The sequence below is a fragment of the Phreatobacter sp. genome (genome assembly GCF_022843985.1).
Lineage (GTDB): Bacteria > Pseudomonadota > Alphaproteobacteria > Rhizobiales > Phreatobacteraceae > Phreatobacter.
This window is the reverse complement of the sequence record NZ_JALHMP010000014.1, coordinates 48,914-66,374: the sequence shown is the minus strand read 5'-3', so window position 1 is coordinate 66,374 and position 17,461 is coordinate 48,914. Positions and strand designations below refer to the sequence as shown.

General features: G+C 68.0%; 14 protein-coding genes, 1 tRNA gene and 1 riboswitch. Of the genes, 8 read left to right on the top strand and 7 right to left on the bottom strand.

Translation table 11 applies throughout. The features are described from left to right. Position 1: 1 nt before the first annotated feature. The 3 genes from Q0C57_RS11605 to Q0C57_RS11595 form a co-directional block, all read right to left on the bottom strand. Positions 2–1,969: a TonB-dependent siderophore receptor gene (locus tag Q0C57_RS11605; RefSeq protein ID WP_296576541.1), complete on the bottom strand. Its 1,968-nt coding sequence runs from the start codon at positions 1,967–1,969 to the stop codon at positions 2–4. Positions 1,970–2,103: 134 nt separating this feature from the next. Continuing rightward, positions 2,104–2,319, bottom strand: a riboswitch (cobalamin riboswitch). A gap of 103 nt (positions 2,320–2,422) precedes the next feature. After that, positions 2,423–3,403: an MBL fold metallo-hydrolase gene (locus Q0C57_RS11600; protein WP_296576539.1), complete on the bottom strand. Its 981-nt coding sequence runs from the start codon at positions 3,401–3,403 to the stop codon at positions 2,423–2,425. Between the two features lie 123 nt (positions 3,404–3,526). Continuing rightward, positions 3,527–4,753 carry a tlde1 domain-containing protein gene (locus tag Q0C57_RS11595; protein WP_296576537.1) on the bottom strand — a complete coding sequence of 409 codons (1,227 nt, stop codon included), beginning with the start codon at positions 4,751–4,753 and terminating at the stop codon, positions 3,527–3,529. 289 nt (positions 4,754–5,042) lie between these two features. Here Q0C57_RS11595 and Q0C57_RS11590 point away from each other — a divergent pair. Continuing rightward, positions 5,043–5,117: transfer RNA gene (locus tag Q0C57_RS11590), tRNA-Thr, on the top strand. Positions 5,118–5,137: 20 nt separating this feature from the next. Here the strand turns inward: Q0C57_RS11590 and Q0C57_RS11585 are convergent. After that, positions 5,138–5,875, bottom strand: coding sequence for a helix-turn-helix domain-containing protein (locus Q0C57_RS11585; RefSeq protein ID WP_296576535.1), 738 nt, complete (start codon positions 5,873–5,875; stop codon positions 5,138–5,140). A gap of 148 nt (positions 5,876–6,023) precedes the next feature. Between Q0C57_RS11585 and Q0C57_RS11580 the strand changes: the two genes are divergently transcribed. Genes Q0C57_RS11580 through Q0C57_RS11570 form a run of 3 tightly spaced genes read left to right on the top strand, consistent with a single transcriptional unit; the run spans position 6,024 to position 9,695 of the window. Next, entirely contained in the window at positions 6,024–7,163 is a 1,140-nt protein-coding gene (locus Q0C57_RS11580) for an acyl-CoA dehydrogenase family protein (RefSeq protein WP_296576533.1), read from the top strand. Then, entirely contained in the window at positions 7,160–8,677 is a 1,518-nt protein-coding gene (locus Q0C57_RS11575; protein WP_296576531.1) for an AMP-binding protein, read from the top strand. The genes Q0C57_RS11580 and Q0C57_RS11575 overlap by 4 nt, the downstream gene beginning before the upstream one ends. Before the next feature lie 46 nt (positions 8,678–8,723). Then, the gene (locus tag Q0C57_RS11570) at positions 8,724–9,695 is read left to right on the top strand and encodes a tripartite tricarboxylate transporter substrate binding protein (protein ID WP_296576529.1); all 972 of its coding nucleotides are present in this window, start codon (positions 8,724–8,726) and stop codon (positions 9,693–9,695) included. A 58-nt stretch (positions 9,696–9,753) separates the two neighbouring features. Here Q0C57_RS11570 and Q0C57_RS11565 read toward each other — a convergent pair whose 3' ends face one another. Then, on the bottom strand, positions 9,754–10,470 hold the full coding sequence (locus Q0C57_RS11565) for an enoyl-CoA hydratase/isomerase family protein (RefSeq protein ID WP_296576527.1): 717 nt from the start codon (positions 10,468–10,470) through the stop codon (positions 9,754–9,756). A gap of 104 nt (positions 10,471–10,574) precedes the next feature. On the opposite strand from Q0C57_RS11565, the gene Q0C57_RS11560 reads away from it, so the two are divergent. The 4 genes from Q0C57_RS11560 to Q0C57_RS11545 all read left to right on the top strand — a co-directional run bounded on the left by Q0C57_RS11560 (position 10,575) and on the right by Q0C57_RS11545 (position 15,522). Beyond that, complete coding sequence (locus Q0C57_RS11560; protein WP_296576525.1) at positions 10,575–11,060, top strand: MaoC/PaaZ C-terminal domain-containing protein; 486 nt, start codon at positions 10,575–10,577, stop codon at positions 11,058–11,060. A 14-nt stretch (positions 11,061–11,074) separates the two neighbouring features. Next, a complete protein-coding gene (locus Q0C57_RS11555) occupies positions 11,075–12,283 on the top strand; it encodes a CoA transferase (RefSeq protein ID WP_296576631.1) in 1,209 nt (402 codons plus the stop codon). A 101-nt stretch (positions 12,284–12,384) separates the two neighbouring features. Further along, positions 12,385–13,389 (top strand): TAXI family TRAP transporter solute-binding subunit, encoded by a 1,005-nt coding sequence (locus Q0C57_RS11550; RefSeq protein WP_296576522.1) that lies wholly within the window; start codon positions 12,385–12,387, stop codon positions 13,387–13,389. Positions 13,390–13,392: 3 nt separating this feature from the next. After that, complete coding sequence (locus Q0C57_RS11545) at positions 13,393–15,522, top strand: TRAP transporter fused permease subunit (protein ID WP_296576520.1); 2,130 nt, start codon at positions 13,393–13,395, stop codon at positions 15,520–15,522. Positions 15,523–15,525: 3 nt separating this feature from the next. On the opposite strand, the gene Q0C57_RS11540 is transcribed toward Q0C57_RS11545, so the two are convergent. Together Q0C57_RS11540 and Q0C57_RS11535 are read right to left on the bottom strand one after the other, a co-directional pair. Then, positions 15,526–16,302 carry a CoA-transferase gene (locus tag Q0C57_RS11540; RefSeq protein WP_296576518.1) on the bottom strand — a complete coding sequence of 259 codons (777 nt, stop codon included), beginning with the start codon at positions 16,300–16,302 and terminating at the stop codon, positions 15,526–15,528. Further along, positions 16,299–17,117: a CoA transferase gene (locus Q0C57_RS11535; RefSeq protein WP_296576516.1), complete on the bottom strand. Its 819-nt coding sequence runs from the start codon at positions 17,115–17,117 to the stop codon at positions 16,299–16,301. Before Q0C57_RS11535 ends, Q0C57_RS11540 begins: the two co-directional genes overlap by 4 nt. Positions 17,118–17,461: the final 344 nt, after the last annotated feature.

Sequence of the window (17,461 nt, the reverse complement as noted above, 5' to 3'; positions counted from 1 at the left end):
GCTATTCGCCGAGCTTCACCCGCATGCCGGCGAGGGCCTGGAACGGTCCGCCGCGATAGGACCAGATCTCTTCATAACGCTGCCCGAGGATGTTCTCGGCCCGTGCGAAAACGGTGGTCCTCGTGTTTACGTCGTAAGTCAGTTGCGCGCCCACGAGTGTATAGGACCCGAGATAAACCGAACTCGGGTTGTAGCTTACGTCAAAGCGGCTGTCGCGCATCCGGCCGTTGTGGACGACCGAGACGGTCAGCCGCGCCTTGTTGTCCAGGAAGTGCGCGGTCGCCGAGAGGCTTCCCGCGTGGTTCGGCCGGCGGATGGGAAGCAGGCCGTTGCCGTCGAGCCCGGTGAAATAGGTGTAGGTCCCGGAAAGCGACAGCCAGCCGACGGGCTTGGCGGTCACGGTGACCTCGACGCCGTTGCGCCGCGTCGAGGTCAGTGCGTTGACTGAGCTGCTGCGTCCCCCGGAAAGGTAGAGCGTCGTGAACTCGTTGCTGAGCCGCGTGTCGTAATAGGTAACGTCGGCGACCAGCTTGCCGCCCAGGAGCGTCTGTTCGACGCCCGCATCCCAACCCAGCGAACTCTCGGGCTTCAGGTTCGTATTGCCCACGAAGGAGGAAGGCGTGTAGCCGTAGAGCTGGAAGAAGGTGGGCGCGGTGAAGCCGCGACCGACCGACGCGTGCAGCCGCGTTCCCGTCTCGAAGCGCTGGGAGACGGTGCTGCGCCAGGTGAAGGCATTGGCGAAGGCGTTGTTCCAGTCGTGCCGCACGGCGTTGGAGAGCGATGTTCCCGTCGGCAGGTCGATCAGCCATTCGCCGAGGACACCAACGCGCTGGCGACTCCGACCGTCGACCCACTCGGCGTTGGACGTGTCGGTGTAGCGGTAGGTCTCGCGCTGGAAGTCGATGCCGGCCACGACCGTATGGCTGGCGCCGAGAAAGCCCGGCGTGTCGAAGCGCAGGGCGTTGCGGTAGGTTGCGCCGAGGCGTTCGCCCGTCGATGAGAACGAGGGGCCGAACTGATCGAAATCCCGCTGCCGTTGCTGGAAGCCTGTAACCGCGAAGCTGTGGGTCCAGCGCCCCCCGATCAGCTTCAGTGTGGCGCCGATCCGCCCTTGGATCGAGTCGGAGAAGGCGCGGTTCGGCTGGTCGACGAGCTCCGAGAAGACGGCGCCGGCGGGGAAGCCGAACCCGTCATAGCGGGCGGAACGGTTTGCCACGCGGAAGTTAGCGTCCACCTCGAGGATGTCGCTGAGGATGGCGCCGAAGCGGCCGCTGGCCGTCACGGCATGCGACCCATCGCGCTCGGTGCCGGTCCGGGAGGGATTGTAGCCGTCTGTGAGGGTGCCTTGGATGTTGAGGGCGCCATAGACGTTGCCACGCTGGCCACGCACTGAAGCCGAGCCGCGCGCAGTTCTGAGCAAGCCGCCCTCGATCTGCACGGTGGCCTCCGGCGTGGCGAGGCCGCGGCCGGACTTCGTAATGATGTTGATGACGCCGGAATGGGCGTTGGAGCCGTACAGGCCTGATTGCGGGCCGCGAATGACCTCGATGCGCTTGATGTCAGCGACGGGGAAGTCGGCGTAGTTGAAGTCCCCGTTGCCCACATCGTTCACCGCGACGCCGTCAATGACGACGAGGGTGTGGCGGGCCTCGGCGCCGCGGATGCGCACCTGCGTGAGACCGCCCGGGGTGCCGCTCTGGCTGACGGCGACGCCCGGCACCAGGCGCAGCACGTCGGGAACCGAGGCGGCACCCTGGTTGGCGATGTCCTCGGCGGTGACGACGCTGACCGAGGCGCCGACGCGCGGGGCCTCCAGCGGCACGTTGCTGGCGCCGAAGACGGTGATTTCCGGCAGTTCCGCCGGCCGCTGCTGGGCCAGGGCGGGCAGGGAGAAGGCGACGGCGCCGGCGGCGAGGAGGCCGGAGCGCAGACCGCGCTGGATCGCCGAGGGACGGGACGAGAACGACATGGCGGTACTCCGCGCGGGACCACGTGGGTCGCGGAGACACCAAGTCCGGGGAGGGACCTCGTGGGAATCCGCGACATTCGGTGTCACGGATCAAGCGGAGAGAACCGCTCCCGAACGCGCCATCCCGCACGGTCGGACAGTGACGTCGCGGCAGCCGGTCTCCTGGCTCGCGGGTCGTCGCCCGGTCCCGCCTTCCCGAGGCCGGCGGCCTCAGTGGCATCTGGGGAAGGGCTCGCCGCTTACAGTTGCGGGGGCAGCTGCGGCCTTGCGGAGCGCCTCTCGGCTCGCCGCTCACCGCATTCCCGTGGCCGCCCCGTATTGGAACGGCCGCCGTCGCGAAGCCTCATGAATGCGCTGTCGCGGCGCGCGCTGTCAAGGAAGGCGAGGACCGCCCGAACGAAAGAGGCCCGCCGGTCGGGCGGGCCTCTCCAGGTCTGATAAGCCGAGCCGCTGTCAGATCGACGGCGTCCACTGCGCCGGGACGAGCTGGAAGCCGTTGCCGTCCTTGGCGATGAAGCCGTTGGAGGGGAAGGGCGCGTGATAGAAATGCACGCGGCTCTTCTCGCTCGCCGCCATATCGAGCAGGCGCCGACGGGTGGCCCGCGCCGCATCGGCGTCCATGTCGAAGACCGCCGACCAGTCGGGATTGCGCACGAAGAGGGCGGGGTGGTTGCTGGTATCCGCCATATAGGTCAGCTTGGCCGTGCCCGACGCGACCACGAAGACCGTATGGCCCGGGGAATGGCCGAAGGCCGCCACCGAGGTGATGCCCGGGGCGACTTCCGCGCCCGGCTCGAAGCGCTTCACATTGGCGGCGATCGGCGCGAAGACGCGGCGGGCGTTCTGGAAGCCGCCGCGCATGGCCTCGGGCGCGGCATTCATGCGCTCGTCCGACATCCAGAAGGCCCATTCCGGGGCCGGGACCGAGATCTCGGCATTGGGGAACACGGCGGTGCCGTCCCGCAGGCGGAGGCCGTTGATGTGGTCGCCGTGGAAATGGCTGATGACCACCGCATTGACATTGGCGGGATCAAAGCCCGCGGCGCGGAAATTCGCCATCCAGGTGCCGGAGGTCGGGGCGCCGACATTGCCGTTGCCGGTGTCGAGCAGGACCAGTCGTCCGCCGGTCTCAACCACCAGGGTATTGAAGGGGATCGGCACGGCATTGGTCGGCAGGAAGGCGGCGCCCAGGGCCTCCTGGACGGCGGGCAGTTCGGCATTGCGGACGAAGCCCTCGACCGGGCGGGCGAAGAAGCCGTCATTGATGGCGGTGACAGTGATGTCGCCGACCTTGTACTTGTAGAACCCGGGCGCCTGGGCCGCGGCAGCGGCGGCCTGGGCGAAGAGCGGCACGGTCGACGCGCTCAGGAAGGCGGGGGCGGCGAGCGTCGCGGCACCCGCGGCGAGGGCGGTGCGGCGGTTGATTCTGGTCATGGGTTTTCCTCCGGCAGCAGGTCGAACGACAGCCACGGCAGCCATCATGCGCCCGCGATTACATTGCCAGAATGTCGCAGGCGTCCAGCCCTTGTCACATCAATGTGACCGCTGGCCTTTCGCTCAGCGCTGGGAGACCTGGAGGTTGGCCCGCGCCACCGCCTGCACCGCCTCGGAACGGTTGCGAACCACCACCAGCCGGCGGATCTCGCCGCGCAGATAGGCCTGCAGGAAGCGGTCATAGTCCTTGATCGAGACGCAGCCGTTGGAATCGCCGCTGGGTCCGAGCAGGTAATTGTGGGCGAGGAGACCGGCACGGCCGTGGATCGCCTGGCTGCCGCCGACCGGGTGGAGGCGGATGGCGCGCACGCCGTGGAAAAGCGCCTCGCGCTCGACAAGGTCATAGGTATGAGGCGGGGTGGGGCCGCGCATTCGCACATGGGCGAAGCGCACGTCGTTGCGCATCTCGCCGAGGCCGGACTGCGCCTCCAGCCGCTCGCCATTGGGCAGGTAGACCATGCGCGAGCCGATATCATAGATCGCGACGCCCATCGGCGGCTTCGGGGCCGACAGGCCAGGGAAGCTCAGGCCGAGATTACCACCGAAAGATCCATGGCCGGTGCCGCTGTCCACGGCGCCGCCGCTGGACGGGGCATAGGCGAGCTGCGGGCCATCGGCCTCGCGGCGGGCGCCGAAGATGCGCTCGAAGAAGTTCCGTCCGTCCGGCTGCGCGGCCGGGGCGGCGGCCGTTTCGCGCTCGCCGCGCCGGGCGGCGGTGCGCGGTGTCTCCGGCGTGCCGGCGGCGGGCGCCTGGGTGGGGCGGCGTAGCGGCAGCGGCGCGACCATGGTCGTGTCCGGACCGTCGAGGCCGATGGCGGCCTGCGGGTCCGGCCGGGCCGGCGGCAGCGGTGCCGGCTGGATGAGGCTGCTGACCGTGGGAAGACCGGCATCGCGGCCCGGCAGGCTGGCGAGGGCGAGGACATTCGGCTGCGCCGCCTCGGCCGAACCGGCCCGCGCCACGACGGCGGGAGCGGCGGGCTGCCAATGGCCGGGGAGGGGCTGGTTCTGCCCAAGGGTCGCCGGCTTGCCGCCGAGCGACAGCGACGGGTCGAGGAGCGGCGCGAAGGCGCCGAGGGCGGCGAAGGCCGGGCGGGGATCGGCGAGGCCGGCGGTTTCGATCGTTGCGATCGCCGCCTTGGCGACATCGCCCTTGTCGCCGCGCAGCGAGAGGGTGGCCAGGCCTGCGACGCCGGCGGACAGGGCGAGCACTGTCAGCCACGGGAAACGCGGCCCGCCCGGCTTGACGCGGTCGGCTGGCGGGCCGGATGGGTCGCGGGTCGGGTTACGCATACGCAGGGGCCTCGAAATGCCTGGGCACATGGTCCCCCGAAAATGCGCCGGCAGGCCTGTCTCGCGCAACCCCCGGGGGCGCGGCGCAGGCGAACCGACCGAATGATCGGGAAGCTTAAGCCAAAGAACTTGGGCGACCATAAGGCGCGGGATTGGTTAATTGCGCGTGAAGGCGCCGGTTCCGGGTGTCGGTCCCACCGTCCACAAAACCCCGAGGGACGATTTGAAATCGCCGCGCCTTGGCGCTAGAAGGCGGGCTTCAGGGACGCGTCTCGCCGACGCCTTCCATGCCGGCGTAGCACAGCGGTAGTGCAGCGGTTTTGTAAACCGAAGGTCGGGAGTTCGATCCTCTCCGCCGGCACCAGTTCCCCGTCGACCAGGGACTCACGCGCTTTCCGTCGCGCCGAAATGGCGGGCGATCTTGCCCCGCAGCAGCGCCGCGAAGGCCGCTTCCTTCTCCACCACCTCGAAGGCCTGGCCGCCAATGCCGATGGCCATGGGCTGCGACCGGTCGGCCGTCGGCAGCAGCATGCAGACGATGCCGGCGCCGGGCACGATGCGGCTCGCCGACAGGGCATGGCCCTTCGTCCGGATGGCGCCGATCTCGGCCAGGGCCGCCGCCATGTCGACTTGCGGCGCTTCCGGCTCCGCGACGCGGTTCACCCGGGCGATCCGGCGGGCGATCTCGTCCTCGTCCATGGCCGAGAGCAGCATCAGGCCCATGCCGGACGCGGCGATCGGGCGGCGCGTGCCGGCGGGAATGTGCAGGCGCATGGCCCGCGTCGCCGGGATGACGGCGATGTAGACGACATGGATGTCGCTGGCGATGCCAAGCAGGATGGTCTCGCCGGTTTCCTCGCCCAGTTCCCGCATCAGCCGCGTCACGCGGCCGTCGGTGATGCGCCCGTCGACCCAGCGGCCGAGCATCGAGACCCGCGGTGTCGGCTGCACGCGCCGGTCGGGCAGGGCGGTGAGATAGCCGAGGTCGATGAGGCTGTTGACCAGCATCGAGGTGCTCGACTGCGGAATGGCGAGCGCACGGGCGATCTCGGTGACGCTGGCCGGCCGTTCCAGCCGGTCGAAGAGTTCGAACAGCGCCAGCACCCGCGTCGCGGATTTCACGCCTCCGGTGTCGAATGCTCTGCGCGGCCTCGGCATGGGCACCTCTCGCCGCAGTAAATCGCATATGTGATGAACAAAATCAAATTGACGAATATTTCCCGGCCTGCCAGTTTGCCCGCAACAAGAAAAATCGGGGAAACGGGAGCGGATGGACCTCTGGCCGGCCACTATCGATGCGGATTACGTGGCGGGAATCCGCGATTTCGCGCGCCGGGAGATCGTCCCCCAGGCCGATGACATCGACCGCCGCGACGTCTATCCGCGCGATATCCTGAAGGCCATGGCGAAGGCCGGCTACAATGCCGTCGCCCTGCCGGTCGAGCGTGGCGGCGCCGGCCTCACCTATGGCCATGCGGCCGCGGTCTTCGAGGAGGTGTCCTATGCCAGCGCCGCCGTCGGCATCTCGCTGATCACCATCTTCCAGGCCCAGACCATCATCCGCACCTTCGGCAACGAGACGCTGAAGGAGGAGTGGTTGCCGCAGTTCGGCCGGGGGCTCCTGTCCTCCTATGCGCTGACCGAGGCCAACCACGGCAGCGACATCCGCAGCCTCGACACCAAGGCGGTGCGCGACGGCGAGGGCTGGCTGCTGACCGGCGAGAAGTCCTTCATCACTTCGGGCTCGGCCGCCGAATTCTTCATCATCCTCGCCGAGACGCCGGTCGGGGTGTCGACCTTCGCCGTGCCGGCGGGGCTCGATGGCCTGTCGTCCTATATCGGCACCAATTCGGCGACCTTCGGCCTGCGCAACGGCCCGCATGTCAACCTGGTGCTCGACCGGGTGCGGCTGCCCGATCACGCGCTGATCGGCGTCGAGGGCAAGGGCGTCCGCCAGGCCGTCGGCACGCTCAACTATTCGCGCACCCTGGCCGGCGCCATCAGCATCGGCATCGCGCGGGCCGCCTTCGACGCGGCGCTCGCCTTCGTTGGCAAGCGCAAGGCCTTCGACCAGCGCGTCATCGAGTTCCAGGGGATCCAGTGGTATTTCGCCGACATGCTGGCCGAGATCGAGGCGGCACGCCTTCTCGTCTACCGTGCCGCCGAGGCGCTCGATGCCGGGATCGACCAGGACCGCTATGCCAGCGCCGCCAAGCTCAAGGCGGCCAAGGTCGCCACCGACGTCGCCTCCCTCGCCGTGCAGGTCTGCGGCGCCTATGGGGTCATGGAGAACGCCCCCTTCGGCCGCTTCCTGCGCGATGCCAAGGCCTATGAGATCGCCGGCGGCTCGGCGGAAATCCTCAAGAACACCATCGGCAAATACCTGACCCGTTTCCTCGCCGCCCCATGATCACCGACCTCCTTGCCCGCAACGCCGCAGCCCATCCCGACCGCGTCTTCGTGGTCACGGATGCGGGCGACTGGTCCTTCGGCGACGTGCATGCCGCGGCCCGCCATTTCGGCGCGGCGCTGCAGGCCCGTGGCATCGCGCCCGGCGACCATGTGGCGCTGATCGCCGGCAACAGCGCCGGCTTCCTGGTCGCCTGGTTCGGCATCAACCTCGCCGGGGCGGTGGCGGTGACGATCAACATCCAGTTGGTCGGCGACGGCCTCGCCTATGTCGTCGCGCAATCGGAGGCGAAGCTCGTCGTCGCCGACCGCGCCTTTCTCGCCGCCAGGGGGGCGGCGGGGCAGGGCGCCTTTCTCGGCATCCCGCTGCTGGAACTCGCCGACGATGCCGCGCTTATGGCGAACAGGCCGGGATCCGCACTGGTCGCGGTCAGCCTGCCGCCGCTGGCGCCCGCGACGATGATGTACACGTCGGGGACCACGGGCCTGCCCAAGGGCGTCGTCAACAGCCATGCCGCCTATCTGGCCGCCGGTGCCGAGATCGTGTCGGCCCTCGGCTTTCGCCCCGGGGACCGCTGCATGGTGGTCCTGCCGCTGTTCCACGCCAACCCGCAGATGTATGCGGTGATGTCGGCGCTCGAGGTCGGCTATGCCCTGATCCTGCGCGAGAAATTCTCCGCTTCGTCCTTCTTCGCCGACGCCCGGCGCTTCCGCGCCACCTGCTTCACCTATGTCGGCACGATCCTGTCGATCCTGGCATCGCGCCATGGCGAGGACCGCGACCATGGCCTGCGCTTCTGCACCGGTGGCGGCGCCCCGGAAAAAGTCTGGCGCGAGGTCGAGCAGCGCTTCGGTTTTGCGGTGCGCGAGCTCTACGGCATGACCGAGATCGGCGGCTTCGTCTCGATCAACACGGAAGGCGCGACCCGCATCGGATCCTGCGGCCGTCTGCGCCCGGACATGGACGTGCGCATCGTCGACGCCGAGGACCAGGAAGTGCCGGCCGGCGCCCAGGGTGAGATCGTGGTGCGCCCGCGGGCGCCCGGAATCATCCTGAGTGGCTACTGGCGCCAGCCGGACAAGATGGCAGAGGCCTGCCGCAACCTGTGGTTCCATACCGGCGACCGCGGCCATATCGACGCCGACGGCTATCTGCACTTTCATGGCCGCATCAAGGAACTGATCCGCCGCGGCGGGGAGATGGTGTCGCCCGTCGAGATCGAGACGGTGCTGCGCAAGATGCCGGGCGTCGCCGACTGCGCCGTCGTCGGCATCGAGGATGCGGTCCTCGGCCAGGAGATCAAGATCCTCGTCGTCCCCGAGGCCGCGCCGCCCGCGCCGGCCGATATCCTCGCCTTTCTCGACGGCCGCCTGCCGGCCTTCATGATCCCGCGCTTTGTCGAATTCGCCGCGACTATCCCCAAGACCGAGACCGAGAAGGTCCAGCGCCACAAGATCGCCTATGTCGATGCCCGCGTGCACGACATGGCCTCCACCCCCAAAGCCACCGGATGACCAGCGCCAACGGCATCCCAGTCACCAATCCAACGGGAGGAACCCCATGATTGATCGCCGCACATTCGCCTTCGGAACGGCCGGCCTCGGCCTGTCGCTCGCCGCACCCGCCGTCGCCCAGGGCGCCTATCCGACCCGGCCGGTGCGCATGGTGGTCGGCTTCGCCGCCGGCGGCCCGACCGACATCGTGGCGCGCCAGCTCGCCCAGTACATGGCCGAGCATCTCGGCCAGTCCATCGTCATCGAGAACCGCGGCGGCGCCAACAGCAACATCGCGGCGCAGGAAATCGCCACCTCGGCGCCGGACGGCTACAATCTCTTCTACAACACCTCGGCGATCGCCATCAGCCCGGCCCTCTATCCGCGCCTCAACTACGATGTGAAGTCTTTCGTACCGATCGGACTGACCGCCACGGTGCCGATGGTCCTCGAGGTTCATCCGCAGATGCCGGTGAACAACGTCAAGGAGTTCATGGACTATGTGAAGGCCAACGCCGACAAACTGTCCTATGCCTCGACCGGCAATGGCTCGATCACCCATCTCGGATCGGCGCTCCTCCTCGGCCGTATCGGCGCCAAGGTCACCCATGTGCCCTATCGCGGCAGTGCCCCGGCTCTCGTCGACCTCGCCGGCGGCCGCGTCCACTTCATGACCGACACGATCAATTCCTCGCTGCCCTTCATCAGGGACGGACGCCTCAAGCCGCTCGCCGTCACCAGCGCCAAGCGTCTGGATGCGCTGCCTAACATCCCGACCCTCACCGAACTCGGCCTGCAGGATCTCGAGATCGGCGCCTGGCAGGGAATCGTCGGTCCGGCCGGCACGCCGCGCGACGTGGTGCAGAAGGTCAATGGCGCCATGATGAAGGCGTTGCAGAACCCGGAATTCCTGTCGCGCCTCGCCGACCAGCAGACGACACCGCTCGGCAGCACACCCGAGGCCTACGGCCAGTATATCCTCGCCGAGCTCGCCCGCTGGGACAAGGTGGTGAAGGACAACGGCATCACCATGGGCTGATGGTCCCGCGAGACTGTCGGAAATGGCGCGGCACGGCCGGGGCACTCCCGAGACGGGCTCAGCCGCCCGCCTGCCGTATGCGGCGAAGCATGGCCGGCCACAGCGCGAGCGTCTCGACGAAGGCCGCTTCGTCGAAGCGCTTCAGCCGCTGGCGCGTCAGTGCCAGCGCCAGCGGCGACAGCCCGGCGAGGTCTTCGGCGAGGCGCAGCGCCTCTGCCACCACCAGGCCGGGTTCGGCCTCGCGGTTGAACAGGCCGAGGCGCCGGCATTCCGCCGCCGCCATCATGCGGCCGGTAAGGCAGAGGTCGGTCGCAACGGCCAGACCGAGGGCGGAGCCGATGATCCAGGGGCCCGAACTCGACGCGATCCCCGCGCGGATCTCGGGTTGTCCCATGCGAACGCCATCATGGCCGACGCGGAAGTCGCAGAGCAGCGCCACCTGGAAGGCGGAGCCCGCGGCGACGCCGTTCAGCGCCGCGATTGTCGGCTTGGACAGGGCCCGGAAGGTCACGAAAAACCTGCCCCAGCCGGCGACCCAGGCCTCGATCTCCGCATCGGCGGGGGTGGGCTCGTCGCGATCCTGGCCGGCACCGAAGGCGCGGGGGCCCGCACCCGTGACGATGACCACCCTGACATCCGGATCGGCGTCGAGAGCGGCGAGCCCGTCCACGATCTCCGCCCGCATCGGGGCATGCCAGGCATTGAGGGCGCCCGGCCGGTCAAACGTGAGGATCGCCGTCGGCCCTTCGCGGGTGATGGTGATGAAGGCGGGCATGGCGGACCTTTATTATCACAAATACGATGAAGTTAATCGTATTGACGAAATTTGGACTGTGAACTAGCACCTCGGCAACAGCCGGGAAAGATCGGGAGAAGACCATGGCGGACGAGATGAAGACGGTGGGCCTGGGCCTGCGCTGGGAAGACACGCCGGTCGGCTTGAAGTTCCGCACCATCGGGCGGACGGTCACCGAAGCCGACATCACGCTCTTCGTCGGCGTCACCGGCATGGTCGAGGTGCTCTTCACCAACCTCGAATATCTGGAGGAGGAATCGCTCTTCGCCGGCAAGCGCCTGTGCCCCGGCGCGCTGGTCTATTCCTTCGCCGAGGGCCTGCTGATGCAGACCGTGGTCCAGGGCGTCGGCCTCTCCTTCCTTGGCATGGAACTCAATGTCGAGGCTCCGACCTTCGCCGGCGACACGATCCATGTCGAATGCGAGGTGGTCGAGTCCCGCGCCACCCGCAAGCCGGGTCGCGGCATCGTCAAGACGGTCAACCGTGTGGTCAACCAGCGCGGCGAGACGGTGATGACCTACAGCCCGACGCGCCTGGTCAAGGGTCGCGACTACTCGCCGAAGACATGAGCGGGGACCGCGCCGTGGGACCGCTGGCGGGCATCCGCATCCTCGACCTGACGACCGTCATGATGGGCCCGTCGGCGACGCAGGTCCTCGCCGAGATGGGCGCCGACGTCATCAAGGTCGAGGCGCCCGGCGGCGATCCGGTCCGCTATATCGGCCCGGCCCGCCATCACGGCATGGGCGCGCTCTTCCTCAACGCCAACGGCTCCAAGCGGTCCATCGTCATCGACCTGAAGACCGCCGGCGGCCGGCAGGCCCTGCTGAAGCTCTGTGAGGGCGCCGACGTCCTCGCCTACAACATCCGCCCTCAGGCCATGGCCCGCCTCGGGCTCGGCTATGACGATGTCCGCAGCGTCAGGCCCGACATCATCTATGCCGGCATGTTCGGCTATGGCCAGGACGGCCCCTATGCCGCCCGCCCGGCCTATGACGACCTGATCCAGGGGGCGGCGCTGCTGCCCTATCTCATCGCCCGCGCCGGCGACGGCACGCCCCGCTACGTGCCCTCAGCCATTGCCGACCGCATCGTCGGCCTCGCTGCGGTCGGTGCCGTCAATGCCGCCCTCTACCACCGGCAGAAGACCGGCGAGGGCCAGCGGGTCGACGTGCCCATGTTCGAGACCATGGTGGGCCTGACGCTCGCCGACCATCTCGGCGGCCTCACCTTCGAGCCGCCGCTGGGGGAGGGCGGTTACCAGCGCCTGCTGTCGCCCGAGCGCCGCCCCTACCGGACCAGGGACGGCTACATTTGCGCCCTGGTCTACAACGACAAGCAGTGGAAGAGCTTCTACACGGCGACGGGCCGGGCCGCGGCTTACGATGCCGACCCGCGCCTGGCCTCCATCAAGACGCGCACCGACCATATCGATGCGCTCTATGCCGAAGTCGCCGCCGCCTTTGCCGGGCGCACCACCGCCGAGTGGATGGCGCTCCTCGAGAAGGCCGACATTCCTTTCGTGCCGCTGCACGACTTCGAATCGATCATGCAGGACCCGCATCTGCAGGCGGTCGGCTTCATGCCGGTGGTCGACCATCCGAGCGAGGGCGCGATCCGCAAGATCCAGCCGGCGAGCACCTGGTCGGCGACCCAGCCGGTGCCCCATCGCCCGGCGCCGCGGCTCGGCCAGCATACCCGTGACCTGCTCGGCGAAGCGGGTCTGGCGGCGGCCGAGATCGACGCCCTGATCGCCGCTGGCGACGTGCAGGCCGAAGCCACCCCCGGCTAGCGCGGTTGTCCGGACGCCAAACGGTGCGTAAAATTTGGCATTGGCCTTCCGTGCAGTTCGCCCTACCTTGTCTGTCAATAAACACAAACCCGGGGAGTTCGATGCCTGATCGTCGTCAATTCATTATCGGTAGCGCGGGGCTGATCGCAGCACCGTCCATCGCCCGCGCCCAGGCGCGCAACTACATCCTCGCCACAGCCACGTTGGGCGGGACCTACTATCCCGTTGGCGTTGCTCTGGCCACGCTGGCCAAGCTGCGCCTGCAGAACGCGAAGCAGATTGACATGTCGGCGATTTCCTCCGCCGGCTCGGGCGAGAACATCCGCCTTATGCGCGAGAATCAGGCCCAGTTCGCCATTCTCCAGGGGCTGTTCGGCGTCTATGCCCGCGACGGATCGGGGCCGATTCAGCAGGCCGGCAAGCAGTCCAACGTGCGGTCAATCTGCGCCCTGTGGGGCAATGTCGAGCACTTCGTCGTGCGGGCCAGCCTCGCCCCGACCGGCACGATCGACGACATCCTCAACCTGCGCGGCAAGCGCTTCTCCATGTCGGCACGCAATTCGGGAACGGAGTTCTCCAACCGGTTCATCTTCGCCAATTTGGGCATCGATCCCAACATCTTCGATCTGGTGTTCCTCGGCTTCGGCCCCTCCACCGAGGCCATGCTCAACGGCCAAGTCGATGGCTCAAACCCGGGCGGCGGCGTGCCGGTGGCAGCGATCACCCAGCTCTTCGCCCGCAACGCGACCGACTTCAAGCTGCTGCAGTTCAATGCCGAACAGGCCAAGAAGGCTGATGGCGGCAACGGCCTCTTCGTGCCTTTCACCATTCCGGCCAATTCCTATCCGAACCAACCGCAGCCGCTGCAGACCATCGTGCAACCGAACTTCCTCGCCGTGAACGATTCGGTGCCGGAGGCTGACGTCTACGAGGTCACCAAGGCGATCTTCGAGAACCTGCCGTTCCTCAACGGGATTCACGCGGCGACCAAGGAGATCAACATCCAGACGGCCCTCGCCGGCATCGTCAATCCGGTCCATCCGGGCGCTGCGCGCTACTATCGCGAGAAGGGGGTCACGATCCCCGAGCGCATCCGTCCGGCCTGATCCGTGAGCGACAAGGCTGATCTGCGGCACGACCGCGATCTGCGCGGCGAGGGAAGCCTCGTCGCGCATTTCATCTACTGGGGCGGGGCGCTGCTGGCGGCCTGGCACATCTGGCTCAACACTTTCGGTGTGCTGAGCGAATTGCGCGCCAGCACCATCCATTTCGCCGGTTTCGCGGTGATCGGGGCCTTGGCCTGGCCTCTCCTGGCCGGGGGGGGGAGGCGCGGCGCGCTGGCCCTCCTCCTCGACGGAATGATCGGCCTTCTGGCCGTCGGTTGCGTCTTCTACCTGTTCCTCGGTGAGGAGAGCTTTTACGCGCGGTCCAGCACCTTCCGCTGGTATGACTGGGTCTTCACCATTGCCGCGCCGCTCATCGCGCTGGAACTGATCCGCCGCACCACCGGCTGGGTCGTTCCGATTCTCTGCGTCATCGCCTTTCTCTACATGACCCTCCTGGGGCCCTGGGTTCCCGGCGCTTTCCGTTTCGCCGGCCTGAGCCTTGAGATCGCGCTGTTCCGCGTTTTCTATTCTGACGACGGTATGTTCGGGAACATCGCGCAGATTTCCTGGAATCTGGTGGCCATGTTCATCATTTTCGGCGCCTTTCTCCAGGTATCGGGCGCCGACCGCTTCGTCCTCGACATCGGCCGGGCGCTCGCCCGCCGCATGCTCGGCGGCCCCGGGTTCGTCGCCGTCATCGCCTCGGCCCTGTCCGGCACGATCTCGGGCTCGGCAGTGGCCAATGTCACCTCCACCGGCGTCGTCACCATCCCGCTGATGAAGAAGGCCGGCTTCAAGCCGCATTTCGCCGCCGGCGTCGAGACCGCCGCCTCCACCGGCGGCGGTATCCTGCCGCCGATCATGGGGGCCGGGGCCTTCATCATGGCTTCGATGACCTCCGTCCCCTATCTGACCATTGCGGCCGTGTCGGCGATTCCGGCCATCGTCTATTTCTTCGGCGTCGCCATGGGCGTGCGCATCCATGCCAAGCGCCATGACCTGCGCTTCGTCGACGAGGAAGCCCCTCCGATGTGGGAGACGGTCCGCCGCCGCGGCCTGCCCTTTCTCGTGCCCTTCACGCTGCTCCTCTATCTGCTGTTCACCGGCATCGGCCCGGCCTATGCGGCCGGTGCTGCCATCGTTGCCGTCGTCGTGGTTTCCTGGATCTCTGACACGCCCATGGGCCCGCGTCGCATCATCGAGGCGCTGGCGCTGGGTGCCAAGAGCATGGCGCCCACGGCCGTCCTGCTCGTCGGTATCGGCATCATGATCTCGGCAGTGGCCACCACCGGGATCGGCAGCACCTTCTCCATCATGATCGATCGCTGGGCGGCCGGAAACCTCGCCATCGCCCTGGTGCTGATCGCCCTGGCCTCCCTCGTCCTGGGCGCGGCCCTGCCGGTCACCGCTTCCTATGTCGTGCTGGCGACGCTCTCGGCCCCCGCTCTGACCGACATGATCCTGAGCCAGACGGCGACCGCCTCGCTGGTCGCCGGCAACATTCCCGACATGGTCCGGATGATCGGCCAGCTGGCGGTGCCCGATCTGGTCATCCCGCCCGCGGGAACGGCCATGGCCCAAGCCGACGCGGTGCGTCTGCTCGCCGCCATCCCGATCGAGATGCGCAGCCAGATCTTCGACTCGCTCCTGACGCCCGGCGCGGCGACTTTGGCGCTCTTGTCGGCGCACATGATCATCTTCTGGCTCAGCCAGGACAGCAATGTGACGCCCCCGGTCTGTATCCCGGCCTATGCGGCCGCCTCCATCGCCGGGGCCAAGCCCTTGCCCACCGCGATGGTGGCCTGGCGGCTGTCTAAGGCCCTCTATTTCGTGCCGCTGATGATGGCCTACCAGCCCTTCCTGTCGAGCAACGTCTTCGTCCAGCTCTATATCGCCGCCTTCGCCCTGCCGGGCATCTATGCCATGTCGGCGGCGATCGAGGGCTTTGCAGAGGCGCCGCTGAAGATCGTCGAGCGGGTGGTGATGGGCGTCGCCGGCTTCGTGCTGATCGTGCCCTTCGGCGAGGTGGCGAACTGGGTGGCGATCAGCGTGTTCATTGCCCTCATGACGATCAACCTGCGGCGCTCGCGTCAGATTGCCCGCAGCGAAGCAGCGGCCGCCGCACCAGCTTGAGGATCAGGCCGGCTGGCAGGCCGCAAGGTCCGCCGCGGTGATGTCGGCGCCGATCTGCCGGGCGAATTCCGGATAGGTCTCGCCGAGCTCGGTCAGCACCCGGCCGCGCAGCAGGGCGAGCGTCGCCGCATCGGGATCGGCGGTTTCCGGCACGTCCGGCGCGTGGTCGAAGGCAAAGCCCGTGGCCGCCTTGATCTCGGGCAGCGTATGGCCGGGATGGACGCTCTCCAGCCGGAAGCGCCTGGCCGCCCGGTCGAAGGAGAAGACCCCGAGGCTCGTCAGCAGGGCATGGGGGCCGCCGGGCCGGTACACCTCCTCGGGGCTGGTCCCGGGCGCCGAGACGAAATCGACCTTCTCGACAAAGACGCGCGGCGTGTGCTCCTCGCGAAAGAGGATGACCCGCGGCACGACGAAATAGAGATAGCTCGACCCGAAGGACCCCGGCCAGCGCACCGGCGTCTGTGGATAGTCGCCCGTGCCGACGAGGTTGATGTTGGCCTCGCCGTCGATCTGGCCACCACCGAGGAAGAAGGCGTCGATCCGGCCCTGGCCGGCACAGTCGAAGAGTTCCGCCGAGCCGTTGGTGAAGAAGTTGTGCTCGCGCGACCCGAGGATGGAGATCCGCACCCGGGGCTTGCCGTCACGCTCGGCCAGCGCCCGGAGCAGCATCGCGCCTGCCGCCGGAATCGGCGAGGAGGCGCCGACAGCGACGTGGCGCACACCCTCCAGAAGCCGCGCGATGCTGACGATCAGCCGCTCGCGCGGCAGGAGGGCGCTCACGACACGGCCTCCAGCGCCCGGTCGGCGCCGTCGAGCCAGGCGCGGAAACCCTCCGGCGTGCGCGCCTCCCGGGCATAGCGGCCGATCTCGGCCATGTCGGCGGGATATTCGCCCCACAGGCCGATCGGCGCCGCACCTCGGGGCGCCACCGCCACAGCCTCGACATAGAGCGCCGGCAACACGCCGGCGGCCATGACCTCGTCGGCCAGCAGGCTCGTCTCGACGATGCGCTCGACGGTCACCAGCGTGCACGCGGAGGCATAGGCGAGGCTGGCCAGTTCCCGTCGGCGGCCGATCCAGACATTGCCGTCGCGGTCGGCCATCGGGCAGTGGAAGATCGTCACGTCCGGGCGAATCGCCGGAATGGCGACGATCGGGTCGGGATCGTCGGAAAAGGGGTTCTGGATCACCTTCCAGTCCGGCCGGTTGGCGAGGACATCGGTGCCGATCATGCCGCGAAGGGTGGCGAAGGGCACGCCCTTCTGGGCCGCGAGGAAGCCCGCGTGAACCGCTGGGCAGGTGGCATCCATGACCCTGATCGACCCCTCGCGCACGGCGCGGGAGAAACAGGGGGCGCCGCCTGCCTCGCCGAGCGTCATGGCGCTGGTCTCGATGGTGGCGACGCAGCCCGCGCCGATCAGCATGTCCGGCTGCATGCCCCCCGTCGGCAGGCAGACCACATGGAGGTCACGCAGGCCGCGGGCGATCAGCGGGCGGGTCATCGCCATGGCGACGCCGGCATAATCGACCGGCAGGGCGAGCCTGGCGCCGTCCGGCACCATCCGGGCGAGGTCCTCCAGCCTGTGGGTCTGCATCGCGGCGTCCTCCCCCGAACCGCCCCGGGGGCGGCTCCCGAACGCAGTATCGGCTCACCGGCCGCATGGTGACAACCTGATCGCTCGGGTGGTTCCGGACGGCCTGACGGTCTGCCCGTGCCTACGTAGTAATCTGTAAGCCGTTGGGCGATCGGTCTTCCGGCCGCTCGGAAAGCGCCCCGAACAGGCCACAGAATCCCACATTTTGCCTGTCCGCTCCCTGCAATGGTCAGGTCGCATAGGCTCAATTGCTTATCGACCAAGGTCGCATCGACCAATGTCCAAGCGACAATCAAGGGAGGCAGATCTAGCCCTGTGGCCGTGGCGAGTTGCCGCACCCGACA

Coding starts and splice junctions, on each gene's coding strand:
- Q0C57_RS11605 (WP_296576541.1), bottom strand. CDS start 1,969: ATGTCGTTCTCGTCCCGTCCCTCGGCGATCCAGCGCGGTCTGCGCTCC.
- Q0C57_RS11600 (WP_296576539.1), bottom strand. CDS start 3,403: ATGACCAGAATCAACCGCCGCACCGCCCTCGCCGCGGGTGCCGCGACG.
- Q0C57_RS11595 (WP_296576537.1), bottom strand. CDS start 4,753: ATGCGTAACCCGACCCGCGACCCATCCGGCCCGCCAGCCGACCGCGTC.
- Q0C57_RS11580 (WP_296576533.1), top strand. CDS start 6,024: ATGGACCTCTGGCCGGCCACTATCGATGCGGATTACGTGGCGGGAATC.
- Q0C57_RS11575 (WP_296576531.1), top strand. CDS start 7,160: ATGATCACCGACCTCCTTGCCCGCAACGCCGCAGCCCATCCCGACCGC.
- Q0C57_RS11570 (WP_296576529.1), top strand. CDS start 8,724: ATGATTGATCGCCGCACATTCGCCTTCGGAACGGCCGGCCTCGGCCTG.
- Q0C57_RS11565 (WP_296576527.1), bottom strand. CDS start 10,470: ATGCCCGCCTTCATCACCATCACCCGCGAAGGGCCGACGGCGATCCTC.
- Q0C57_RS11560 (WP_296576525.1), top strand. CDS start 10,575: ATGGCGGACGAGATGAAGACGGTGGGCCTGGGCCTGCGCTGGGAAGAC.
- Q0C57_RS11550 (WP_296576522.1), top strand. CDS start 12,385: ATGCCTGATCGTCGTCAATTCATTATCGGTAGCGCGGGGCTGATCGCA.
- Q0C57_RS11535 (WP_296576516.1), bottom strand. CDS start 17,117: ATGCAGACCCACAGGCTGGAGGACCTCGCCCGGATGGTGCCGGACGGC.